This is a genomic window from Corynebacterium aquilae DSM 44791 (assembly GCF_001941445.1).
GTDB classification, from domain to species: Bacteria; Actinomycetota; Actinomycetes; order Mycobacteriales; family Mycobacteriaceae; genus Corynebacterium; species Corynebacterium aquilae.
Map to the genome: position 1 here is coordinate 2,121,492 of NZ_CP009245.1, position 19,229 is coordinate 2,140,720.

The 19,229-nt window shown below is 62.6% G+C and carries 15 protein-coding genes; 9 read left to right on the plus strand and 6 right to left on the minus strand.

What is annotated here, in order from left to right:
• The first annotated feature begins 2 nt into the window (after positions 1–2).
• Positions 3–1,562 (plus strand): phytoene desaturase family protein, encoded by a 1,560-nt coding sequence (gene crtI / locus CAQU_RS08930; RefSeq protein WP_211276115.1) that lies wholly within the window; start codon positions 3–5, stop codon positions 1,560–1,562.
• A gap of 70 nt (positions 1,563–1,632) precedes the next feature.
• Here crtI and CAQU_RS08935 read toward each other — a convergent pair whose 3' ends face one another.
• Entirely contained in the window at positions 1,633–3,153 is a 1,521-nt protein-coding gene (locus tag CAQU_RS08935; protein ID WP_075727038.1) for a hypothetical protein, read from the minus strand.
• A gap of 202 nt (positions 3,154–3,355) precedes the next feature.
• On the minus strand, positions 3,356–3,901 hold the full coding sequence (locus CAQU_RS08940; RefSeq protein ID WP_075727040.1) for a hypothetical protein: 546 nt from the start codon (positions 3,899–3,901) through the stop codon (positions 3,356–3,358).
• Positions 3,902–4,103: 202 nt separating this feature from the next.
• Here CAQU_RS08940 and CAQU_RS08945 point away from each other — a divergent pair, with 202 nt between their 5' ends.
• On the plus strand, positions 4,104–5,249 hold the full coding sequence (locus tag CAQU_RS08945) for a MalY/PatB family protein (RefSeq protein WP_075727042.1): 1,146 nt from the start codon (positions 4,104–4,106) through the stop codon (positions 5,247–5,249).
• 72 nt (positions 5,250–5,321) lie between these two features.
• On the opposite strand, the gene CAQU_RS08950 is transcribed toward CAQU_RS08945, so the two are convergent.
• Together CAQU_RS08950 and CAQU_RS08955 are read right to left on the minus strand one after the other, a co-directional pair.
• A complete protein-coding gene (locus CAQU_RS08950) occupies positions 5,322–6,230 on the minus strand; it encodes a D-isomer specific 2-hydroxyacid dehydrogenase family protein (RefSeq protein ID WP_245797242.1) in 909 nt (302 codons plus the stop codon).
• A 219-nt stretch (positions 6,231–6,449) separates the two neighbouring features.
• Complete coding sequence (locus CAQU_RS08955; RefSeq protein ID WP_084562974.1) at positions 6,450–8,303, minus strand: BCCT family transporter; 1,854 nt, start codon at positions 8,301–8,303, stop codon at positions 6,450–6,452.
• Between the two features lie 864 nt (positions 8,304–9,167).
• Here CAQU_RS08955 and CAQU_RS08960 point away from each other — a divergent pair.
• The 7 genes from CAQU_RS08960 (at position 9,168) to CAQU_RS08990 (ending at position 16,356) form a co-directional block, all read left to right on the plus strand.
• Positions 9,168–10,787 (plus strand): ABC transporter substrate-binding protein, encoded by a 1,620-nt coding sequence (locus CAQU_RS08960; RefSeq protein WP_245797243.1) that lies wholly within the window; start codon positions 9,168–9,170, stop codon positions 10,785–10,787.
• Positions 10,788–11,732 (plus strand): ABC transporter permease, encoded by a 945-nt coding sequence (locus tag CAQU_RS08965; RefSeq protein ID WP_075727044.1) that lies wholly within the window; start codon positions 10,788–10,790, stop codon positions 11,730–11,732. It abuts the gene before it with no gap.
• 68 nt (positions 11,733–11,800) lie between these two features.
• Positions 11,801–12,610 (plus strand): ABC transporter permease, encoded by an 810-nt coding sequence (locus CAQU_RS08970; protein ID WP_075728636.1) that lies wholly within the window; start codon positions 11,801–11,803, stop codon positions 12,608–12,610.
• Positions 12,607–14,166: a dipeptide ABC transporter ATP-binding protein gene (locus tag CAQU_RS08975; protein ID WP_075727046.1), complete on the plus strand. Its 1,560-nt coding sequence runs from the start codon at positions 12,607–12,609 to the stop codon at positions 14,164–14,166. The genes CAQU_RS08970 and CAQU_RS08975 overlap by 4 nt, the downstream gene beginning before the upstream one ends.
• 188 nt (positions 14,167–14,354) lie before the next feature.
• Positions 14,355–15,359 (plus strand): hypothetical protein, encoded by a 1,005-nt coding sequence (locus CAQU_RS12675; protein WP_157108965.1) that lies wholly within the window; start codon positions 14,355–14,357, stop codon positions 15,357–15,359.
• Positions 15,359–15,868: a hypothetical protein gene (locus tag CAQU_RS08985; protein WP_075727050.1), complete on the plus strand. Its 510-nt coding sequence runs from the start codon at positions 15,359–15,361 to the stop codon at positions 15,866–15,868. Before CAQU_RS12675 ends, CAQU_RS08985 begins: the two co-directional genes overlap by 1 nt.
• 95 nt (positions 15,869–15,963) lie before the next feature.
• Positions 15,964–16,356 (plus strand): DoxX family protein, encoded by a 393-nt coding sequence (locus CAQU_RS08990; RefSeq protein ID WP_245797244.1) that lies wholly within the window; start codon positions 15,964–15,966, stop codon positions 16,354–16,356.
• Between the two features lie 179 nt (positions 16,357–16,535).
• On the opposite strand, the gene CAQU_RS08995 is transcribed toward CAQU_RS08990, so the two are convergent.
• On the minus strand, positions 16,536–17,747 hold the full coding sequence (locus CAQU_RS08995; RefSeq protein ID WP_245797337.1) for an alpha/beta fold hydrolase: 1,212 nt from the start codon (positions 17,745–17,747) through the stop codon (positions 16,536–16,538).
• A 519-nt stretch (positions 17,748–18,266) separates the two neighbouring features.
• Positions 18,267–19,229: an LPXTG cell wall anchor domain-containing protein gene (locus tag CAQU_RS09000; protein WP_075727054.1), complete on the minus strand. Its 963-nt coding sequence runs from the start codon at positions 19,227–19,229 to the stop codon at positions 18,267–18,269.

Genomic DNA, 19,229 nt, shown 5'->3' on the forward strand with positions numbered 1-19,229 from the left:
CCTTGGTCACCGCACACACCCACCACCGCATCACCGTCATCGGCGGCGGCATCGCCGGACTTGCCACCGCAGGCCTGCTCGCCAAAAACGGCCACCACGTCACCCTGATCGAAAAAAACGACACCGTCGGCGGACGCGCCGGCTCCTTCAGCGCCGACGGCTTCCGCTGGGACGCCGGCCCCTCCTGGTACCTCATGCCCGAAGCCTTCGACCACTTCTTCGCCATGATGGGCACCAGCACCGCCGCAGAACTCAACCTCACCCGCCTCGACCCCGCCTACCGGGTCTTCTCCGGCACCCACCACCCCATCGACGTCGAAACCGGCCCCGACAACGTCGCCCGCCTCTTCGAATCAATCGAACCCGGCGCCGGTAAAAAAGTACGCGACTACCTCGCCACCGCCACCCACACCTACCACGTCGCCTGCCAATACTTCCTCTACACCACCTTCGCCTCCCTACTGCCCTGGCTCAACAAGGAAGTCCTCGGCAACCTCACCCTGCTCGTCAAACTGCTGACCACCAGCCTGCAAGACTGGGTGAGCAAAGACTTCCAGGACGAAAGGCTGCGCCAAATCCTGGAATACCCCGCCGTGTTCCTCTCCTCCGAACCGGCCCACACCCCCGCGATGTACCACCTGCTCTCCCACACCGACCTCGTCGAAGGCGTGTGCTACCCGCAAGGCGGCTTCATCACGATTACCCAAGCCCTTGAGCGGCTCGCGCTTGCCCACGGCGTCACCATCCGCACCGGGGTGCTGGCCACCGACATCCTGGTCGACAACAAAAACCACGCCACCGGCGTCCGGGTGAAAAACGAACAAGGTGTTTTCGAAACCATCAGCGCCGACATCGTCGTCGGCGCCGGCGACATGCACCACACCCAAACCCACCTGCTGCCCAAGCGGCTGCAAACCCTGCCGGAATCCAAGTGGAAAAAGAAAGACCCCGGCATTGGTGCTGTGCTGGCTTTTGTGGGCGTGGATGGAGAACTTCCCGAACTGCTGCACCACCAGCTGCTGCTCTCCGAAGACTGGGATCCGGACTTCCAGGCCATCTTCCACTCCGACAAACCCACCCGCTCCCGCTCTATCTATGTGTGTAAGCCCTCTGCCACCGACCCCACCGTCGCCCCGGACGGCGCCGAAAACCTCTTCGTGTTGATCCCGGTCCCCGCCACCGAAACCATCGGCGGTGGCAGCGCCTACGGGGAAGAATCACCCCACGTCGCCCGCATCGTGGACGACGCACTTGAGCAGATCTCCCAGCAGGCTGGGATCCCGGATCTCAACGAACGCATCGTGGCGCGCTACACGGTCGGGCCGAAAGACTTCGCCGAGAGGTACTTCTCCTGGCGCGGTAATGCCATCGGCCTGGCGCACACGCTGACCCAGTCCGCTTTCTTGCGGGGCACGAACTCTTCGACCAAGGTGCACAACCTCCTGTTCGCCGGCGGTACCACTGTGCCGGGCGTCGGTGTGCCGATGTGCTTGATTAGTGCGGAAAATGTGCTCAAGCGCATCAATGGGGATACCTCCGTGACCCCCACCCCGGTGCAATAGTCACCCACCCACGCACCACTAAAGCGCTACCGCGCTGGGACTCTCATAGCCCCAGCCGCGGTAGCGCTTTCTAATTGTCATTGTGCTGAGTGTTGTGGCGTGCCTTTCCGATCCAGCCCAAGGAAGTCGCCATCGGCGGCGTCATAGCTACACCAGTGGCGGTGACTTCCGCCTGCCCGGTGCCAACTGCAGTACTCGAGGAGGCGGACACCACGCGGGCTTGTCCCAGCACGCTGCCCGGCGCACTGGTGTGCTCTCGATCAAGGCCCGATACTGCCTGTTGACCTTGGGAAGAACGAAAGACCTCCAGCACACGAGTCAGCGTCGATTGTTTCCGGCTGGGCTTGTCGCGCCGCTTGTCGGCTCTGGCGTGGAGAGCATAGGGCGCCATGGTGGCGTGTTTCGCCGAAAGCCGGGAGGTGTCAGTCAGCATGGCGGTAACGCGGTGGGGGCTGCTTGAGCGTGGTGTTGCAGCTGGTGGGGTGTTGTGGGTCGCGCGGTGGGCAGCTGGTCGGGTGGCGGGTTGGCGGGTTGTACTCATCGGCGGTGCGGCCGCAGCTGTGGAAGCTGAGGCTGGTGCCGTGGGGGTGACAGTTGGCGCTGTGGTGGCTTGTGCTGTTGGCGCATAGGTGGTGGCGCTTGCAGCATGGGTGCTCATCCCGGCTAGCCCTGCGGCTTCAGGCGGGGTGGATACTCCCCCGCTGTGGCTGATGGCGATGCGGGCGGCGTCCGCCGCGGCGGGATCCATGGGGGTGTACAGGCTGGAAAGTGTGGGCACTGCGTGTTCGATGGCATCGGCCCATGGCCCCACCAACCAGTCGTTGATGAGTTGTTGTTCCATTTCTGCGCGCGCCGCGGGGTCTTTGATCTCGGCTGTTTGCGCGGAGATCGCCGCGATCGCTTGGGCGCCTTCCTTGTGCAGTACGGGCAGCAGGTCGAGGTAGTCGGCCATCACGGCCGCATTGTCGGCGAGTATTTCCACTTCCGTAGCACACGTTGTGATGGTGGCGCGCGCCCGCGAAAACACTTCCCCTTCGCATCCGGCAAGCACCCCGGCCTGGGTGAGGTCTCGTTGTGCGGTGCGAAGCAGGCGGGCGATGTTGCGCCAGGCAGCTGCGGCGGCTTGTGGCTGGGTGCTGTCGGTTAAGGCAAATCCGAGGGACAGGCTGACCATGCTGTCGCCACCGCTTAAGGCTGGCGTCGTGAGGCTAAGCGTTCGGGTGGGGGTGGCGGGGCGGGCCGGAAAAATCACCGCGTCGCTGGGTACAAATCCCCCGTCATCGGCGATGTCGATGCCGCGGGCGCTTAAGCGTTCCTGCCCGGTCAGGGCTTGTCCGGTTGCTCGCAGCCCCGCCCGGATCCACTGCATTTTGGCCACCACATCGCCTAGCACCTGGTGTGCGGATCCGGCATCGCCGACAAGTAGGCCTTGGTGCATGCCGGCAAGTTCGGCCAGCCCGGGGACGGTGGAATAGCTGCCGTTGATGGGGGCGCTGTGCGCGCAGGCCTGGGCTTGTTCGCAGGCGGTGACAGCGTTTTCGGCGGCAGTTATCGCCTCGGCGATTGCTGCTGGGTCACAGGTAAAGGTCATGGAATGCTCCTCGCGGTTTGTTCGCCGACCCGCCCCACGGTGGGTGGGGCAAAGGCCAACGAAGGCAGTGTTCACGCCAGTTGGACGCAAAAACTGCCGCGCGTGGTTCCGCAACCACCAATCACGACCCTATGCAGCACAAACGCCCGGCTGCCTCGCGGGGGCGAGGGCCGGGCGTAAAAGAGTCTTTAGGCGCTGTGGGCTACACGTTCAGGTTGCCCTTGAAGATGACGTTTCCGACGTGCAATTCGGCTTGATAGAGGTTGCCGATGGTGGTGTTGAAGGCGTAGTCCACCGTGGTGGTCGCGCCGGCACCCAGCGGGAGGTCCAGCCCGGATTTCACTCCGGAGTTGTCTTCGTCGAGGGGGTCGATTTCGGTGAGGTTTCCTACCCCGTTGACGCTGTAGAGTTTGGCCTGTCCGAGGGCATCCGGCGGGATGGGGATCTCGCCGAGGTTTTTGAGGTTCAGGTGGATGACCACGCCGCCGTAGGGGGCCGGTTCGGAGCCCATGACCTCCCAGGAGACATCGAGGCCGGGGTCGACGGTGGGTTCTTTGAAGGTTTCGGCCACGACCGGTTCGACTTGCTTGGGTTGGAACACCGGGGTTGGGGTGGGGGTGGCGGACAGGTCGGCTGCGCCTTGGGGCTCATCGGGGTTTTCCTCGAAGAGGGATTTCACGTGTCCGCAACCAGTGGTGGTCAGCAGCGTGGCGCACAGCGCGGTCGCGAGGAAAGCTCGAGCCTTCATGCCTGGGGTTCCTTTGATCAAGGGCCTAAAAACAACGGCTTCCAGTCTAGCGTGTGGAGGCTGCGACGGTGATACCCAGGGGGATTGCCGGCCCGCCTGGCAGGGGTAGTTCGTGCGGGTGAGGGCGGGCGGGTCAGCCGCCGGCTCACAATAGGTGTCGCGTTTCACACATTTCGGGGGTTGGCGTACTTATAGTGGTGTCATGCGTTTTCCTGATCTGAGCACCCTGAAACAACGCGGCACGGAGAAATGGTCGTGTGACAATCCGGACACTGTGCCCATGTTCGTGGCGGAAAGCGACTTCGCCACCAATGATGAGGTGATGGCGGCGATTAGAGACGCCGTGGATCGGGAGCAGTTGGGGTATCCCTGCCAGGGCGATACTCGTTTGGCTGAGGCGTTGTCGGATTTTTGTGCGTCGCGCTATGGGTGGCGCCCGCGCGCGGAGTGGGTGTTTCCCATTGCTGATGTGGTGCGTGGGTTGTGGATGGCGATTGAGACCTTTACCCGCCCGGGCAGCGCGATTGTGTTCGCTACTCCCGCCTACCCGCCGTTTTTCGAGTTGGGTACATTGGCCGGCCGGGAGAGCGTCACGGTTGGTGTCACGGTGGATGGGGGGATGGATTTAGCTGCGGTGGAGCGCGCTTTTCAGCAGGGGGCGGGCTGTTTTGTGTTGTGCAATCCGCATAATCCTTTGGGACTTGCTTTCGATCGGGAGACGTTGGTGCGGTTGGCTGATCTGGCGGCGGCCTATGATGCGCGCATTATTAGCGATGAGATTCATGCCCCGCTGGTGTTTGGCAGGCGGCATATTCCGGCGGCCAGTGTCAGTGAGGCTGCAGCCTCGGTGACGGTGACGTTGATGGCGGCGTCGAAGGCGTGGAATGTGGCTGGGTTGAAGTGTGCGCAGCTGATTGTGTCCAATGAGCGGGATGCGCAAGTGTGGGCCGAGCGCCCGCCGTTGTATTGGCAGGGTTTTTCGATTCTGGGTTATGAGGCCTCAGTGGCGTGTTACCGGGCGGATCAGTCTTTTGTGGATGAGCAGTTGGAGTATGTGGGCCGCAATATTGAGTATGCGGTTTCTCGTTTGCGGCAGGTGGTTCCGGGCATTGGGGTGTATGCCCCGGAGGCGACGTATTTGTTGTGGCTGGATTTCCGGAACACGGTGCTGGGCGAGGCAGCCTGGGAGGTGTTGGCCACTGAGGCGTCGGTGGTGTGCTCTGATGGGCGGGCGTTTGCCGGCGAGTCAGAGGGCGCGGGTTGGGTGCGGATGAATCTGGCCTGCCAGGATTCCACCTTGCGTTTGGCACTTGATCGGATTGAGCAGGTGGTTGCTGCCCGCTCTTAAACAACTGCTAGTGGATTGCACAAAGGCTGGCCACCGGGTGGGTGGCCAGCCTCTTTCGTATTGGGGTGGGCTTTAGTAGCCGCGGTCGGGGTCGACTTCGGTGAGCATTTTTTCGCCGTTGATCAGCCGGGTGTAGTTTTCTGCAACCACGGGAGCTAGGAGCGCGTCCATGGAGGCGTAGGTGTTGGCGGTGTGGGGGGTGATGATGACGTTGTTGCGTCCCCACAGAGCGTGTCCGTCGGGTAGGGGTTCGGGATCGGTGACGTCGATGCCTGCGCCGGCGATTTCGCCGTTGTCGAGGGCATTAACCAGGGCGTCGGTGTCGACGACTTCGCCGCGGGCGACGTTGATGAGCAGGGCGTCGTTTTTCATGGCGGCGAATTCTTCTGCGCCCATGAGTTTGTTGGTTTTTTCGGTCAGCGGGCAGGCAAGTACCACGATGTCGGCGGCGGCGAGGGCGTCGTGGAGGGTGTCGTATCCGCCGTCGATGCCTTGGGAGCGCATGCGGATGAGGTTGACGTTGAAGGGTTCGAGGTAGCGTTCCAGGTCGCGTCCGATGCCGCCATATCCGATGATGAACACGGTGCGTCCGCGCAGCCAGCGGGTGTTGGTGTCGAGTTCGGGGCGAACTGACCAGCTATCGGCGCGGGTGACGGTGGGGTGCTGGTGGTAGAGCCCGAGGATCATGGCTAGGGCTGCTTCGGCGACTTGTTCGCCGTACACCCCGGAGGCGTTGGAGTAGCGGCGGCCGGGGGTGATAATTCCTTGGTCGAGGAAGCTGTTGATGCCGGCCATGGGGAACTGCACCCAGGTGATGTTGTCGGTGAGTTCCGGGAAGGGGTCGGTGGGAGTTTGGGTGAACAGGAAGCCTTCGGCTTGTTCCATGGTGTCCACGATGTCGGCGCCGGCCTCACGCAAGGCGGTGGCGCACTGGGGGTATTCTCCGGGTCCGATGTAGATACGCATGTGTCCATTATGCATAAACCCCGCCTTTTATGTGGCGGGAGACACATTCTTGGTGGGTGTGCTGGGCTGCAGGTTTTCGGCGAGGGCTATGCCGAGGCCTGGGTGCGTGGGTGCATGGGTGTGTGGGGCGTGGATGCGTGGGTGTGTGGTGTGGTGGGTGTAAAAAAGCGCTCAGCGCCCGCTGTTGTGCGGGCGCTGAGCGCGTGATGGGTTTTTGGTTTGTCGCGGGGCGGGTTACTTGGGGTCCTGCTCTGCGACGACGTTGACGGTGGGTTGTCCGTCTTCGTCCAGGGTGGCATCCTCATCGACTTCGCCGACGACGCCGAGGTCACCGTCGACGATGACGTTGCCGGGGATGATGATGTTTCCGTCGTCGTCGGTGTCGAAGGTGAGCACCGGCAGCGGGTTGCCTTCGTCGTCGTAGCCGGGGGCGGGACGGTTTTCGTGCTCTTCGAGCTTTTCGGCGGAGTCCGTCTTGTCCCACTGGCGGGTTTGGATGGCCGGGGCCGCGGCGGCGTCATCGTGCATGCCCTTGATCAGCGAGTACATCATGATGAACTGCATGAGGAAGAAGGGGAATGCGACGATGATGACGACTTGCTGCAGGGTGGAAATACCGGTCTCCGGGGAGATGATCAGCAGGGACGCGGCCACGGCGCCAATCATGACGGCCCACAGGATGCGGTAGGAGGTCGGGGACTGGTTTTCTTCACCGGTGGCGATCATGTCGTTGATCATGGCGGCGGAGTCGATGGAGGTCACGAAGAAGATGATGACCACGAGCAGCGCGATGAAGCTGACAATACCGGTGGCGGGGTAGGCCTCCAGGAACTTGAACAGGGCGGCAGAGACGTCGCCTTCTTCCACCACGGGCACGGTGAGGTAGCCGGGGTTTTTGAATTCCAGGTCAATGCCGGCGTGGCCGAACACGGCGAACCAGATGACGGAGAAACCTGCGGGCAGGGCCAGCACGCCGCCGATGAATTCGCGGACGGTGCGGCCGCGGGAGATGCGGGCGACGAACATGCCCACAAACGGCGACCAACAGATGGTCCATGCCCAGTAGAACACGGTCCACTTACCCTGCCAGCCTGGGTTGTTGGAGAAGGAGTCAGACCAGAAGGACAGCTTCGGCAGCCATTCGGCGTAGATGCCGAAGGCTTCCACGGAGCCGCGCAGCAGCGTCAGGGTGGGGCCGGTGATGATGACGAAGATCATCAGCACCACGGCGGCTGCGATGTTGACGTTGGACAGGATCTTGATGCCCTTGTCCAGGCCACTGGCCACGGACACACAAGCCACGGCGGTGATCAGCAGCAGAATGAGCAGCTGCACCCAGCCGATCTCCGGAACCCCGTACAGCTTGTGCAGGCCGGAGTTGATCTGCAGGGTACCCAGGCCGACGGAGACGGCGATACCGAACACGGTGCCGACGATGGCGAAAGCATCGATGATCTTGCCGGGGGTTTCGTAGATCTTTGCGCCAAGCAGCGGGGCGAAGATGGAGGACAAACGCGGCGGCAGCTTGCGCTTGTAGATGAAGTAGCCCAGTGCCAGGCCGGGCAGGGCCATAATCACCCACATGTGGACGCCGAAGTGGTAGAAGGTGAAGGCGAGGGCCTCCACGGCGGCGTCCTGGGTGAGCGGCTCACGATCGCCCATGGGCACGTTGTAGATGTGGTTGATCGGTTCGGCCACACCCCAGAACATCAGCACCGCGCCGACGCCGCCGGCGAACAGCATGGAAAACCATGCCGGCAGGGAGTGCTCGGGCTCGCCGTCGTCGTCGCCGAGCTTCACTCGGCCGTAGCGGGAGGCAAAAATACCGATAAGGAAGATCAGCGTGAAGCTGACGCCGCCGATGTACATCCAGCCCAGGTTCTTCAACAGCCAGTTGGCGACCGTTTCGAAAGAGGACTTTGCCTGATCGCCAAAGGCGATGGTCATGATGACGAAGGCGATGATGAAACCTGCGCCAGAAAGGAAGATGAACGGGTCGGTTTTCAACCCGAACAGGGGCTTGGCGGATCCCCCGGGAGTGACAGGCTCTTTGTCCGTGTCAGTCTGAGTTGTACTGGTTGAACTCATGAGAGTAAGTCACAGCTCCTTGGAAGCTTTGATCCGGTGCGCAAAAGCCTTTTCACCACCATGGTGTCCCCTGCGAAGATGAGCTCTCCATCAGAAGTACCCCCCACTACCGCGTGGGCTGCGCTGTGCAGCGGGCACGGCGTCGGGGAAACCCGCCTTTAACCTTGTGTCGTCGCTGACCGCAGCGTCGCACCTCGCCAAAGATCCGCCGCGACGAAACCCCACCGCACCGCACCTTTTGGCGGTTCTCCCATCAAAACCCTCAGCGCGCCCGGCGGATTTTTTGGCTAAAAATCCTGCACGGGTGCGGGCGGTTGTGACACGATACTGTCAAAGAAATGCTTGCCGTTGCGGGCGTGGTGTGTGACGCTTCGTCACGTCACTGTCGGCGCGGCCCCAGCCGGGGTGCGCGCCTGGGCGAAGTTATGCGGGTTTGGCTCCTCGGTCGTGCCCCACCACTGACAGCGATTCCACATCCAAAGCGTTGCTTCGGCGGAAAGCGCGTGGGGTGGGGTGGTGCCTGACTGTCGGTTGACGGTAGGTCAAAAAGTGGGATGCTTTTGCCTCGGCGCTGGTGCGCCAACGGCCCTACCCTATCGAAGGTTTTCTGCAGGTTCAAAGGCAAATGTGGCAAATATAACCCTGGTGGGGCTAAGAAAACTTCTCCCCCACTGATGGTTTTTGCCACCTCCGAAGGTGGGGCCAGCCTGCAAAGTTGCGGGTTATCACAGCAAAAACACAGTGTTTTCTATAGCAAAAGTAGGTGTGAGTTGGTATGCCACCTCCCCCACATCCCACCCTACCCCTGTCGGGGGTAAAAGCAGTTGTGACCGACTCCACTCAGGGAAGTATTCTCCCTTGTTTATGGGAGAAACCATTCAACCAAACACCTACATGCGGGGCCAAGACCCTGTGCCAGGTGCACACACAACTCGGGGGAGTTCCTCCCACCGACGCGACACAGCAACCGTCCGATTCCCCGTCCGCATCGCCGCGGCCGTGCTCGCCGGGGCAACCCTGTTTACCGCAGGCTGCTCCGCCGGGTCCACCGCCACGCAGCTCGGGCGCATCGCGGACGCCAACGCCATCGTGGTCGCCCTCGCCGCCGCCCCGGCCAGCTTGGACTTCACCACCACGGCGGGCGCCGCAGTGCCCCAAGCCATGATGGGCAATATTTATGAAGGGCTCGTCCGCATCGACGACGACGCCAACATCCAGCCACTGCTGGCCGAACGATGGGACATTTCCCCCGACGGGCGCGTCTACACCTTCCACCTGCGGCAGGGAGTGACCTTCTCCAACGGCGACCCCTTCAACGCACAGGCCGCAAAATTCAGCATTGACCGGGTGCAATCCGACGCCTGGACCAACGGGCTAAAAAAGCAGATGGAGCCCGTCGAATCCACCCGCGTGATCGACGAACACACCCTCGAGGTCACCCTCAAGGAGAAAAACACCGCCTGGTTGTGGAACATGGGCACCCTGATTGGCGCCATGTTCAGCCCCACCGGCATCGATGATCTCGCCAACACTCCCATCGGCACCGGCCCCTACGTCGTCGACTCCTGGGCCGTCGGACAATCACTGATTTTCACCGCCCGCGAAGACTACTGGGGCGAAAAGCCGAAAAACTCCGCCGCAGCGCTGCGCTACTTCGCCGACCCCGTCGGCGCCTCCAACGCGCTGCAATCCGGCGACGTCGATGTCATCTACTCCCTCCAGTCGCCTCAGCTGATGGACGAATTGAAAGCCACCGGCAAGTACACCATTGAGGTCGGCACCACCAACGGCGAGGTGATTTTGTCGATGAACCCCCGCCGCGCCCCCTTTAATGACATCCGCGTCCGCCAGGCCGTCATGTACGCCATCAACCGCCAGGACGTCATCGACACCGCCTGGGACGGCTACGGCACCGACACCGGCGGCGCGCCGGTTCCCCCCACCGACCCCTGGTACGAGGAATCAACACGCTACCCCTACGACCCGGACAAAGCCCGCGAGCTGCTCAAGCAGGCCGGCATCCCGGAAGGCTATGAGGTCACTATCTCCGTGCCCTCCCTGGCCTACGCCCAAGCCGCCAGCGAAATGATCGTCTCCCAGCTCAACGACGTCGGGCTGAAAGTCTCCATCGAGTCCACCGAATTCCCCGCGGTGTGGCTGTCCAAGGTGTACAAAGGCCACGACTTCGACATGTCCATCGTCGCCCACGTCGAGGCCCGCGACATCCCCGCCATGTTCGGCAACCCCGAGTACTACATCGGCTATGACAACCCCAAGGTCCAACAGCTGTTGAAGCAAGCCGGCGAAAGCGACGAAGTCGGCAACATGAAAGCCGCCGTCGACCAGATCATGGAAGACGCCGCCGCCGACACCCTGTTCAACCTGCCCAACATCGTGGTCACCGATCCCGGCATCACCGGCGTCGACGCCAACAGCGTGGTGCAGGAACTCAAACTGGCCACCATGGAAAAGAAGGACAAGTAAATGGCTGCACGAATCCTTCGCCACATCCTGCGCTACGCCATCACCATTTTCCTGGCCAGCGTGGCCATCTTCTTCATGCTGCGCATCGTCCCCGGTGATCCCGCAGAAATCGCCCTCGGGGTGAACGCGACCGAAGAAACCCTGGCTGCCAAACGCGCAGAGCTCGGCACCGACCGGCCCCTGCTGGCCCAATACGCCGACTGGATCAAAGGCCTATTCACCGGTGACTTCGGTATCTCCCTGACCAGCGGGGCCGACATTTCCCCGCTGGTTATCGACCGCATGCAAGTCTCGCTGATCCTGGTGGGATGCGGCATGCTGCTCTCCCTGGCGATCGCGATCCCCCTGGGTACCTGGGCCGCCTACCGCGCCAAGAAGACCGACGGCCACCTCATCACCGCCGCCAGCCAGGTCGGCATCGCAATCCCCAGCTTCCTGGCAGGTATTTTGCTGGTCACCGTGTTCGCGGTGAAACTGGGCTGGCTGCCCGCCAACGGCTGGGTCCCCTTCAGCCACTCCCCCAGCGAATTTATCGCCCGCCTGATCCTGCCCGTACTGGCACTGTCGGCGGTGCAAGGCGCCATCATGACCCGCTACGTGCGCTCCGCCGTGCTGGACATCCTGAGCGAAAACTTCATGCGCACCGCGCGCGCCAAAGGCATGTCCGTAGCCCAAGCACTCCGCGTGCACGGCCTGCGCAACGCGGCACTGCCCGTGGTGACCGTCGTCGGTGTCCAACTGGCCACCGTCATCGTCGGCGCCGTCGTCATCGAGCGCGTCTTCGTGCTGCCCGGCCTGGGCACCATGCTGCTCGACGCCGTCACCAACCGCGACCTGCCCACCGTCCAAACCATCGTGATGGTGCTGGTCCTATTCACCCTGATCGTCAACCTCATCGTTGACCTGGCCTATGTAGTGCTCGACCCAAGGATGCGTGCCCGATGAGCCACAACACCCCCACCCCAGCTGAAACCACCAGCACCGACACCACGGCTCGCAGCAGTACGCGACGCATGCCACTATCCGGCATCATCGGCGCCATCATCGTGGCGTGCGTCATCCTTATCGCCCTGGTCAGCTTCATCTGGACCCCCTACGATCCGCTGCACGCTATCGCTGCCGACCGCCTGCAAGGCTCCAGCCTGCACCACCTTCTCGGCACCGACCGCTATGGCCGCGATGTTGCCAGCCAGCTCATGGTCGGCGCCCGTATCTCCCTCTTTGTCGGCCTGGTCAGCGTCGGCATCGGCATGGGGATTGGTACCCCGCTCGGGGTCATTGCCGCGATGCGCCGCGGCTGGGCCGAACAAATCGTCATGCGCATCTCCGATGTGCTGCTCGCCTTCCCGGCGCTGCTCATGGCGATCGTCACCGGCGCCGTCTTCGGCGCCTCCACCTGGTCGGCCATGGTCGCCATCGGTGTGGCCACCATCCCCGGGTTCGCCCGTGTAGCCCGCGCCGGCACCCTGCAGCTGCTCAACCGCGACTTCGTCGCCGCAGCTCGCGTCGCCAAAGTCACCGGCTTCTCCCTGGCCTGGCGCCACATCCTGCCCAACATCGTCGGGCTGGTCATCGTACAAGCCTCCGTATCCTTCGCGCTGGCCATCCTCGCCGAAGCCGCCCTGTCCTTTTTGGGTCTGGGCACCCCACCGCCGGATCCCAGCTGGGGACGCATGCTGCAATCGGCACAGTCCTCCCTCGGCTCCCACCCCACCCTGGCACTGTGGCCAGGACTGACCATCGCGCTGACCGTGCTCGGCTTCAACCTGCTCGGCGACGGCCTGCGCGACTTCTTCGACCCGAAAAATAAGGAGCGCTCGTGATTGACGTCAAAAATCTCACCATCGCCGATCTCGTCCACTCCTTAAGCTTCAGCATCGCCCCCGGCGCCCGCGTCGGCCTGATCGGCGAATCCGGCTCCGGTAAATCGCTGACCGCCCTGGCGTTGATGGGGCTGGTACCGGACAACCTGCCGGTATCGGGGTCTATCACCCTCGACGGGGAAGAACTGGTCGGCGCAAGTGACAAGCAACTGTGCAAGATCCGCGGCAAGCGGATCGCCATGGTGTTCCAGGAGCCGATGACCGCACTAGACCCGCTGATGAAGGCGGGCGCCCAGGTTGCCGGCGCGCTGAAGCTGCACGGCTTTAGTGGCGACCGCAATGCCCGGGTCGCCCAGCTTTTCCGCGACGTCTCCTTAGAGGAACGCCACATCGACGCCTACCCGCACGAGTTGTCCGGCGGCCAACGCCAACGCGTTCTAATCGCCATGGCCTTGGCGAACGAACCCGACGTGCTGATCTGTGACGAGCCGACCACCGCGTTGGACGTGACCGTCCAAAAAGAAATCGTCGATCTCATCCTGGACGTGGTGGCCAAGCGACAGCTGGGCCTGCTGTTTATCACCCACGATCTGGGATTGGTCAGCGAGGTCGCCGAAGAACTCATCGTGATTCAGCACGGCCGCATGGTGGAAAAAGGGCCAACCGACAAGGTGCTGCGCAACCCTTCCGCCCTGTACACCAAGGGTCTGTTGGCAGCCAGCGATCTGCACGCCCGCGATCACGACGGCCACCTGTACACGGTGACCACCGCCGCGGATGGCACCTACTCCCCCGGCGTCGCCCACGCCCGGCCCGCATTTATCCCCAAAGGGCAGCAGGTCCTGCTCAAAGCCACGGGTATTTCGAAAACCTACACCAAGGGCCTGTTGACGAAGTCCTCGGTCAATGCGCTGGCCCCGCTGGATGTGACCTTGACGGCCGGGCAGCGTCTCGGTGTGGTCGGCGGATCCGGCTCGGGCAAAACCACCTTGTTGAAGCTGCTGGCTGGACTGGTCGAACCCACCACCGGCACCATCGAACGCCACGCCGATGTACAGGTCGTGTTCCAGGATCCTTTCGACTCGCTGGATCCGCGCCGCACGATCGGCGACTCGGTGGGCGAACCGCTGTTGGCGACCTCGGCTGCGGATCGTGCCCGTCGCGTCCGCGAGGTTCTCGACGAGGTCGGTATTGCCTCGGATGCGGTCGCACGCTACCCGCACGAGTTTTCCGGCGGCCAGCGCCAGCGCATCTCGCTCGCCCGCGCACTGACGGTCACCCCGAAGGTGCTTCTGGCAGATGAGCCGGTCAGCGCCCTGGATGTGTCAGTGCGCGCCCAGGTGATGAACCTGCTGGCGGATCTGGCCGGCGAGTACGAGTTCTCCTTGCTGTTTGTCTCCCACGACTTGGCGGTGGTGCGCCAGCTGTGCGAGGACGTCCTGGTGATGGACAACGGCGAAGTCGTCGAGCACGGACTGGTCAAGGACGTTTTCGATGCGCCCGCAACGGAGTACACCCAGCGGCTTCTCGCTGCAGTTCCCAGGATTGTGCTGTAACTGCGACTGCTTTGTTCTGACAGCCCCGTCCACCGTGCTCGGTGGGCGGGGTTGTTGGGTTGTAGCGTGCGTGTCTTTCTTTGCGCGACATGCCAAGCCGGTAAAAGGGTCACAGTTTGGCCACGGCTTGGGTTGTCGTGCGTGCCGTGCCGGGGGTGCGGGGCGCAATCGCCCTAGAATCCTTCCCCGTGACTTCCACGCCTAGAGATGATGCTGCAGAAACCGGAACGCTTGATTCCGGTACTTTTCGTGCAGCCTATGGCGCGGAGTTTATTTCTTTAACGGGTGGTACGAGTACCACGGGAACCTGGCGGGCCCAGTCCTTTCCGTGGCGCGCCTCGGAAGCAGAAGCCGAGGCTCAGCGCAGAAGTTTCCAGACCGGGCGGCACGCCAAACTGGAGGTAGTCTCCCCGGACGCTGCGGGAAATCCCCCAGAGCCAGCCACCCAGGCCCAGGCCCTGGCGGCGGATTTCGGTCCGGCTGCTCGCCCAGAGCCCCGCGCCGTCGCCTCCGAGGACAAGGCAGAACCGAGTGCGCCGGATCTGCCCGCTGATTCCGCTCCAACCGACTATCCGCAGCCGCGCGCGGTGTCTGGCCCACTGTTTTCTACTGCCGCGGTCGCGGCCGCTGCCCGGCGCAGCGTGGACGATTGCACCAGCACGTCCCCGCGCACCGTGGTGCTGGATGATTGTGTGCTGGCTAGTGTGTCTGGCGCTGAGGTAGCTAAGCCTTTTGCTGCGCGTAAGCAAAGCGGCGCGGATGCGCCAGCAGACGCGACTTCGCGACATGCCGAGGATGGTGCGACTGCGGCTGCTGTTGCGCCCTTGGTGCCCCCGGTGGCTCCGCGTACCACTCCCCGCATTCATTCGGATTCTTCCGGTAGCCACCGGCGGCGGGCTGGCAATCGCCACCCTTGTTCGGGGTATGCGGATTCCTTTTTCGCGCTGTGGGCGGTGCCCACCGGTGAGGAAAACGCGTTGCTGCGTCCTAGCCGGCTGCGACAAATGCGTCGGTGGTTCGTGGCGCTGCTGGTCGCCACGGTGTTGGCGACGATCGGGGTGGTGCTGATGGTGGCTGGGGTTGTTGAAGATGTGCAGCAGTGGGTTCGTATTGGCGGGGTCGCTGCGGCGACTGCGCTGGTGGTGGCCTGTTTGGCCGAGGTCACACTACGTCCTGCGAAGGGGGCTTGCTGATGGTGTACGTGTTGTTGGCTTTGGTGGTGTGGGCGGCAATTTTGGGCCGCACGATTCAGGTGTGGGGTGCGTGGGGTGTGGCCCGCGGGCGGGCCCGGGTGCGGGCTCAAGAGCTTGGTCTTGCTCCGGGGGCGCTGCGTGGCGATGTGGAGGATGTGCCGTGTGCTGCCGAGGTGCGGGTGGAAAAGAGTCGCGCGTTGGCTAGCTATGTGGCCGGTAGGAAGGCTGCCGATATTTCCGAGTTCGAGTTTTTCTTGATCCGCCAGGATGTGCGGCGGCGGAAGGAGTCGTGGCGGATGGCTGCGGCTGCTTCGTGGGTGGGCGTTGCGGTGGCCGCGGTGGAGGCTTTTGTGCAGCAGTCGGTTGCGGTGGGCTTGTTGGCGGCGCTGGTGTTGTTGGTGGCTGTGGTGACTACGGTGGCTGCCCGCAGTTTGCAGGACATGCACGACACGGTTGCTTTGGTTAGCGCTGTGCCGGCTGCTGGGCGCGAGGGCGTGGTGCAGGAGTAGCCTTGGGGTCTTAAGGCCAGCTTGTGGTCCCTGCGCGCTGGTATGTGCTGCGTGGCGGGCTGTAGGCGTTGATTGTTGTGAAAGGTTGATTGTTTGTGAATCTCCCACCGGTTTCTCGTCGCGTGTTTGCGCGTCATCATTTGTTGGCGGCGCTTTTTGGTTTCGCTGGGGTGCAGCATTTTCGCAAGCCCGAGCCTTTTGACACGTTGGTGCCTGCGAAGTTGCCGGGTTCGGCGCGGGCGTGGACTTATGGTTCTGGGGTGGCGGAGTTGGCCACTGCTGCGGCGTTGGTGGTGCCGAAGACTCGTCGGTTGGGCGGCTGGATGACGGTGGTGTTGATGTTGGGGGTGTGGCCGGGCAATTTCCAGATGGTGGCGAATTGGCGGGATAAGTCGCTGCCTTTGCGGGTGTTGTCGTGGGCGCGTTTGCCCTTGCAGTTGCCGTTGATTGTGGGTGGCTGGAAGATCGCCCACGAGGACAAGTCCTAGTTTTTCTTGACTTGGGTATCAAACACCGGCTGCCCGGCTAATTGGGCTGGGGGCTCGGGGTGCTCGGCGGTGGTGAGCTGTGTAGGTCTGCTCGGTGTGGGTATGGCAGTGCCCCAGCGCCTGCGGGTTGACCCTAGGGCGCTGGGGCACGGTGTTTGTGGCCGGGGTGTGGGCTGGATTTAGTGGTCGGCGATGAGTTCGAGTAGCCGGGTGAGGATTCCGGCGCCGTTTTCGGCGATACCGTTGTGTTGGTATTGGTTGGTGACGTGGGGGCGTAGGTCGCGGAACATCGCGGCGGTGTTCATGGAGTGCTCGTAGGGCACGAAGATGTCGTCGAGGTAGACGGCGGCGGCCGCTGTCGCTGGGGTGTTGGCGAGTGCGTCCGGGTGGTACAGGGCGGGCCAGTCGGCTTTGGCGGCCAGCGTTTCGGCTTGGTCTTTGAAGGGGATCAGGGCGGGGTCTTCGTCGAACATCCAGGGGTAGATGTGTTCGCCGGTGAGGTAGGTGCCGCCGTTTTCGGCGAAGCAGTCGAATTCTTCGCGGATGCGGTGGGCTGACCAGTTGGTGGCGTAGCCTTCGGCGTAGATGGATTCGTGCATGACGGCGTAGAGGGGTGCGTGGGCGAAGCTGACGCGTTGTCCGACGTTGTGGAGGAAGTCGCCGCGGAGTTTCTTTTCGCCTTTGACGGTGACGAAGGGTTCTTCAAGCAGGTGCGCAAGGGTGGCGAATCCGGCGCCGCGACCGAGTTCGATGCCGATGGTGCGAAAGCGCCGGCTGCTGAGCCTTTCGCCGGTGCTGAGGCGTTCGTCGCTGTTGTCGAGGTGGTCGATGATTTCGGCGATGCGGTCGGCGGCCCAGGGCACTTGGTGGTTGAAGGTGTCGTGGCGTTTTTTCAGTTTGGTGTAGGTCGCCCGGTAGATGTCGTCGATGTGGACGCCGACGGCGGGCAGTCCCCCGGTCAGTAGTGCCTTGTCGACGCTGTTGGGGTGTTTGCTTAGGTAAGTGGTGATGCAGAAGCCGCCGTAGGATTGCCCGAACAGGCTGACGGTGTCGAGGCCTAGGGCTTGGCGGAATTTTTCGCAGTCTTCGACGATGGCGTCGGCGCGGTAGTTTTCCAGCTCGGTGGCGGTGGCGGGGTTGATGGCGTCGATGCGGCCGGAGTTGCCGGTGCCGCGTTGGTCGAGCAAGAGCACGCGGTGGCGTTCGAGGAGTTTTTTCAGCCAGCCGCCGATGGCGGTGGGCCGGGGGCTGGGGTGTCCGGGCCCGCCTTGGAGGAAGATGACTAGTGGGGCGTTGTCGTTGCCGTCGGCGAAGATTTCGCGGGCGAAGATCCCGTCGAGGGTGTGGGAGGAGATGGTGTGCCCGAGCATGCGGGTGGTGGTGGTTGTCAGTGGCATAGGTTCCACTGTAGTGAGTGGGGTGGGTGGAGGTGGTGTGCCCGGGAGGGAAGCTGGCCGGGCGGGCCGGCGTGTGGGTGATGGCAGCGCCACACCTTTGCGAGTATGAGCTTGGCCACATTTTGCATTTTTACCCCCCTTTGAGGGGTTTTTCGCATCATCGGAGGCGAATGGCCCGCGCGCAAATGACACCACTGTCATTCACAGCAAGCACTTGCCGAACACTTAAACTTCTCTCATATTAGTCTAAGAAATAGCGTTTTCCTGGCACCGCGCTGAAGGGATAAAAAGCCCTAAAAAAAGGGGGCAAAATACGACAAAAAGACCCCTTGGAAAAAAGTTTTAATTCTTTTCCCAAGGGGTCTTTAAAGGCGCCATTTATTTATGCATTTTGCCTTGCGGCTTTTATGGCGCCTTTTTCTGAAGAAGAAATACGCCCGTTGTGTCACGGACCGGCGCCCCTGACACCGCCGATTCAACCGGGGTGTCTTTCAAGGGTGCGAGAGGCTAGTTTTAGGCCTCGTCGGTCTTACGGCGACGGCTAGCCAGGAAGATACCGCCGATCACCAGCAGGGAGCCAGCAATCACGACACCGATGACGGAGGCACCGGTGGAGGCGAGGGACTCACGCACACGACGCGGAACGCTCTTTTCAGCTTCCGGGGTGTTCGGGGTCTTACGCTGCACGTTTTCCTCACCCGGGGTGCCCGGACGATCCGTGGTGGTCGTCTTGGTGGTGGTCGTGCGGGTGACGGTTTCCTCGTCGGGCAGACGCGGCGTGGTGGTCTTCGTCTTGGTGGACGGAGTGGTCGTCACGGTGGTCTTCGACGGGGTGGGCTTGGTGGAGGTCGGCTTGGTCGGAGTGGTGGTCTTCGACGGGGTCGGCTCCGGGCCAGGACCCGGCACCGGCGGCGGCGGAGTGTGATCCGGGTAGGTCGGACGCGGCTGGTTCTTCGCCTTCACGGAGACGTCATAGTTCCAGGCAGTGCCCTCCGGGTTACCGGTGGGAAGGGTGATCACGAAGGGGGCGGAGTTCACGTACTCACCATCAACGGTGGTCGGCTCCAGCTCCACGACGTAGTACACGCCACGCGCCAGGTTGGTGGCAGTAGCCTCACCATCAGCGTTGGTGGTGATGTCAATGGGAGAACCCACGAACGGGCCACGAGCGGCGTCAGCAACCTTCAGATCGAAAGCCTTCTGCCAGTTCTCAGTGGTGGACAGGTCGAAACCCTCCAGGCGCTGCAGACGGAACTGCACGCCAGCAACCGGACGATCGCCACTAACCTTCTTAATAATCTTCAGATTAATGGTGCGGTTCATGTCGATGGCTGCAACGTTCAGCTTCGAGGCATCGACGCTGACACCACTAACGACCTTTTCAGTATCTGCCATCGCGCTCGGCGAGACAGACAACATCGCAGCGGCGGTCGCGGCAGCCAAAACTGCCGAACGCCATTTCTTTCCATGAGTCAT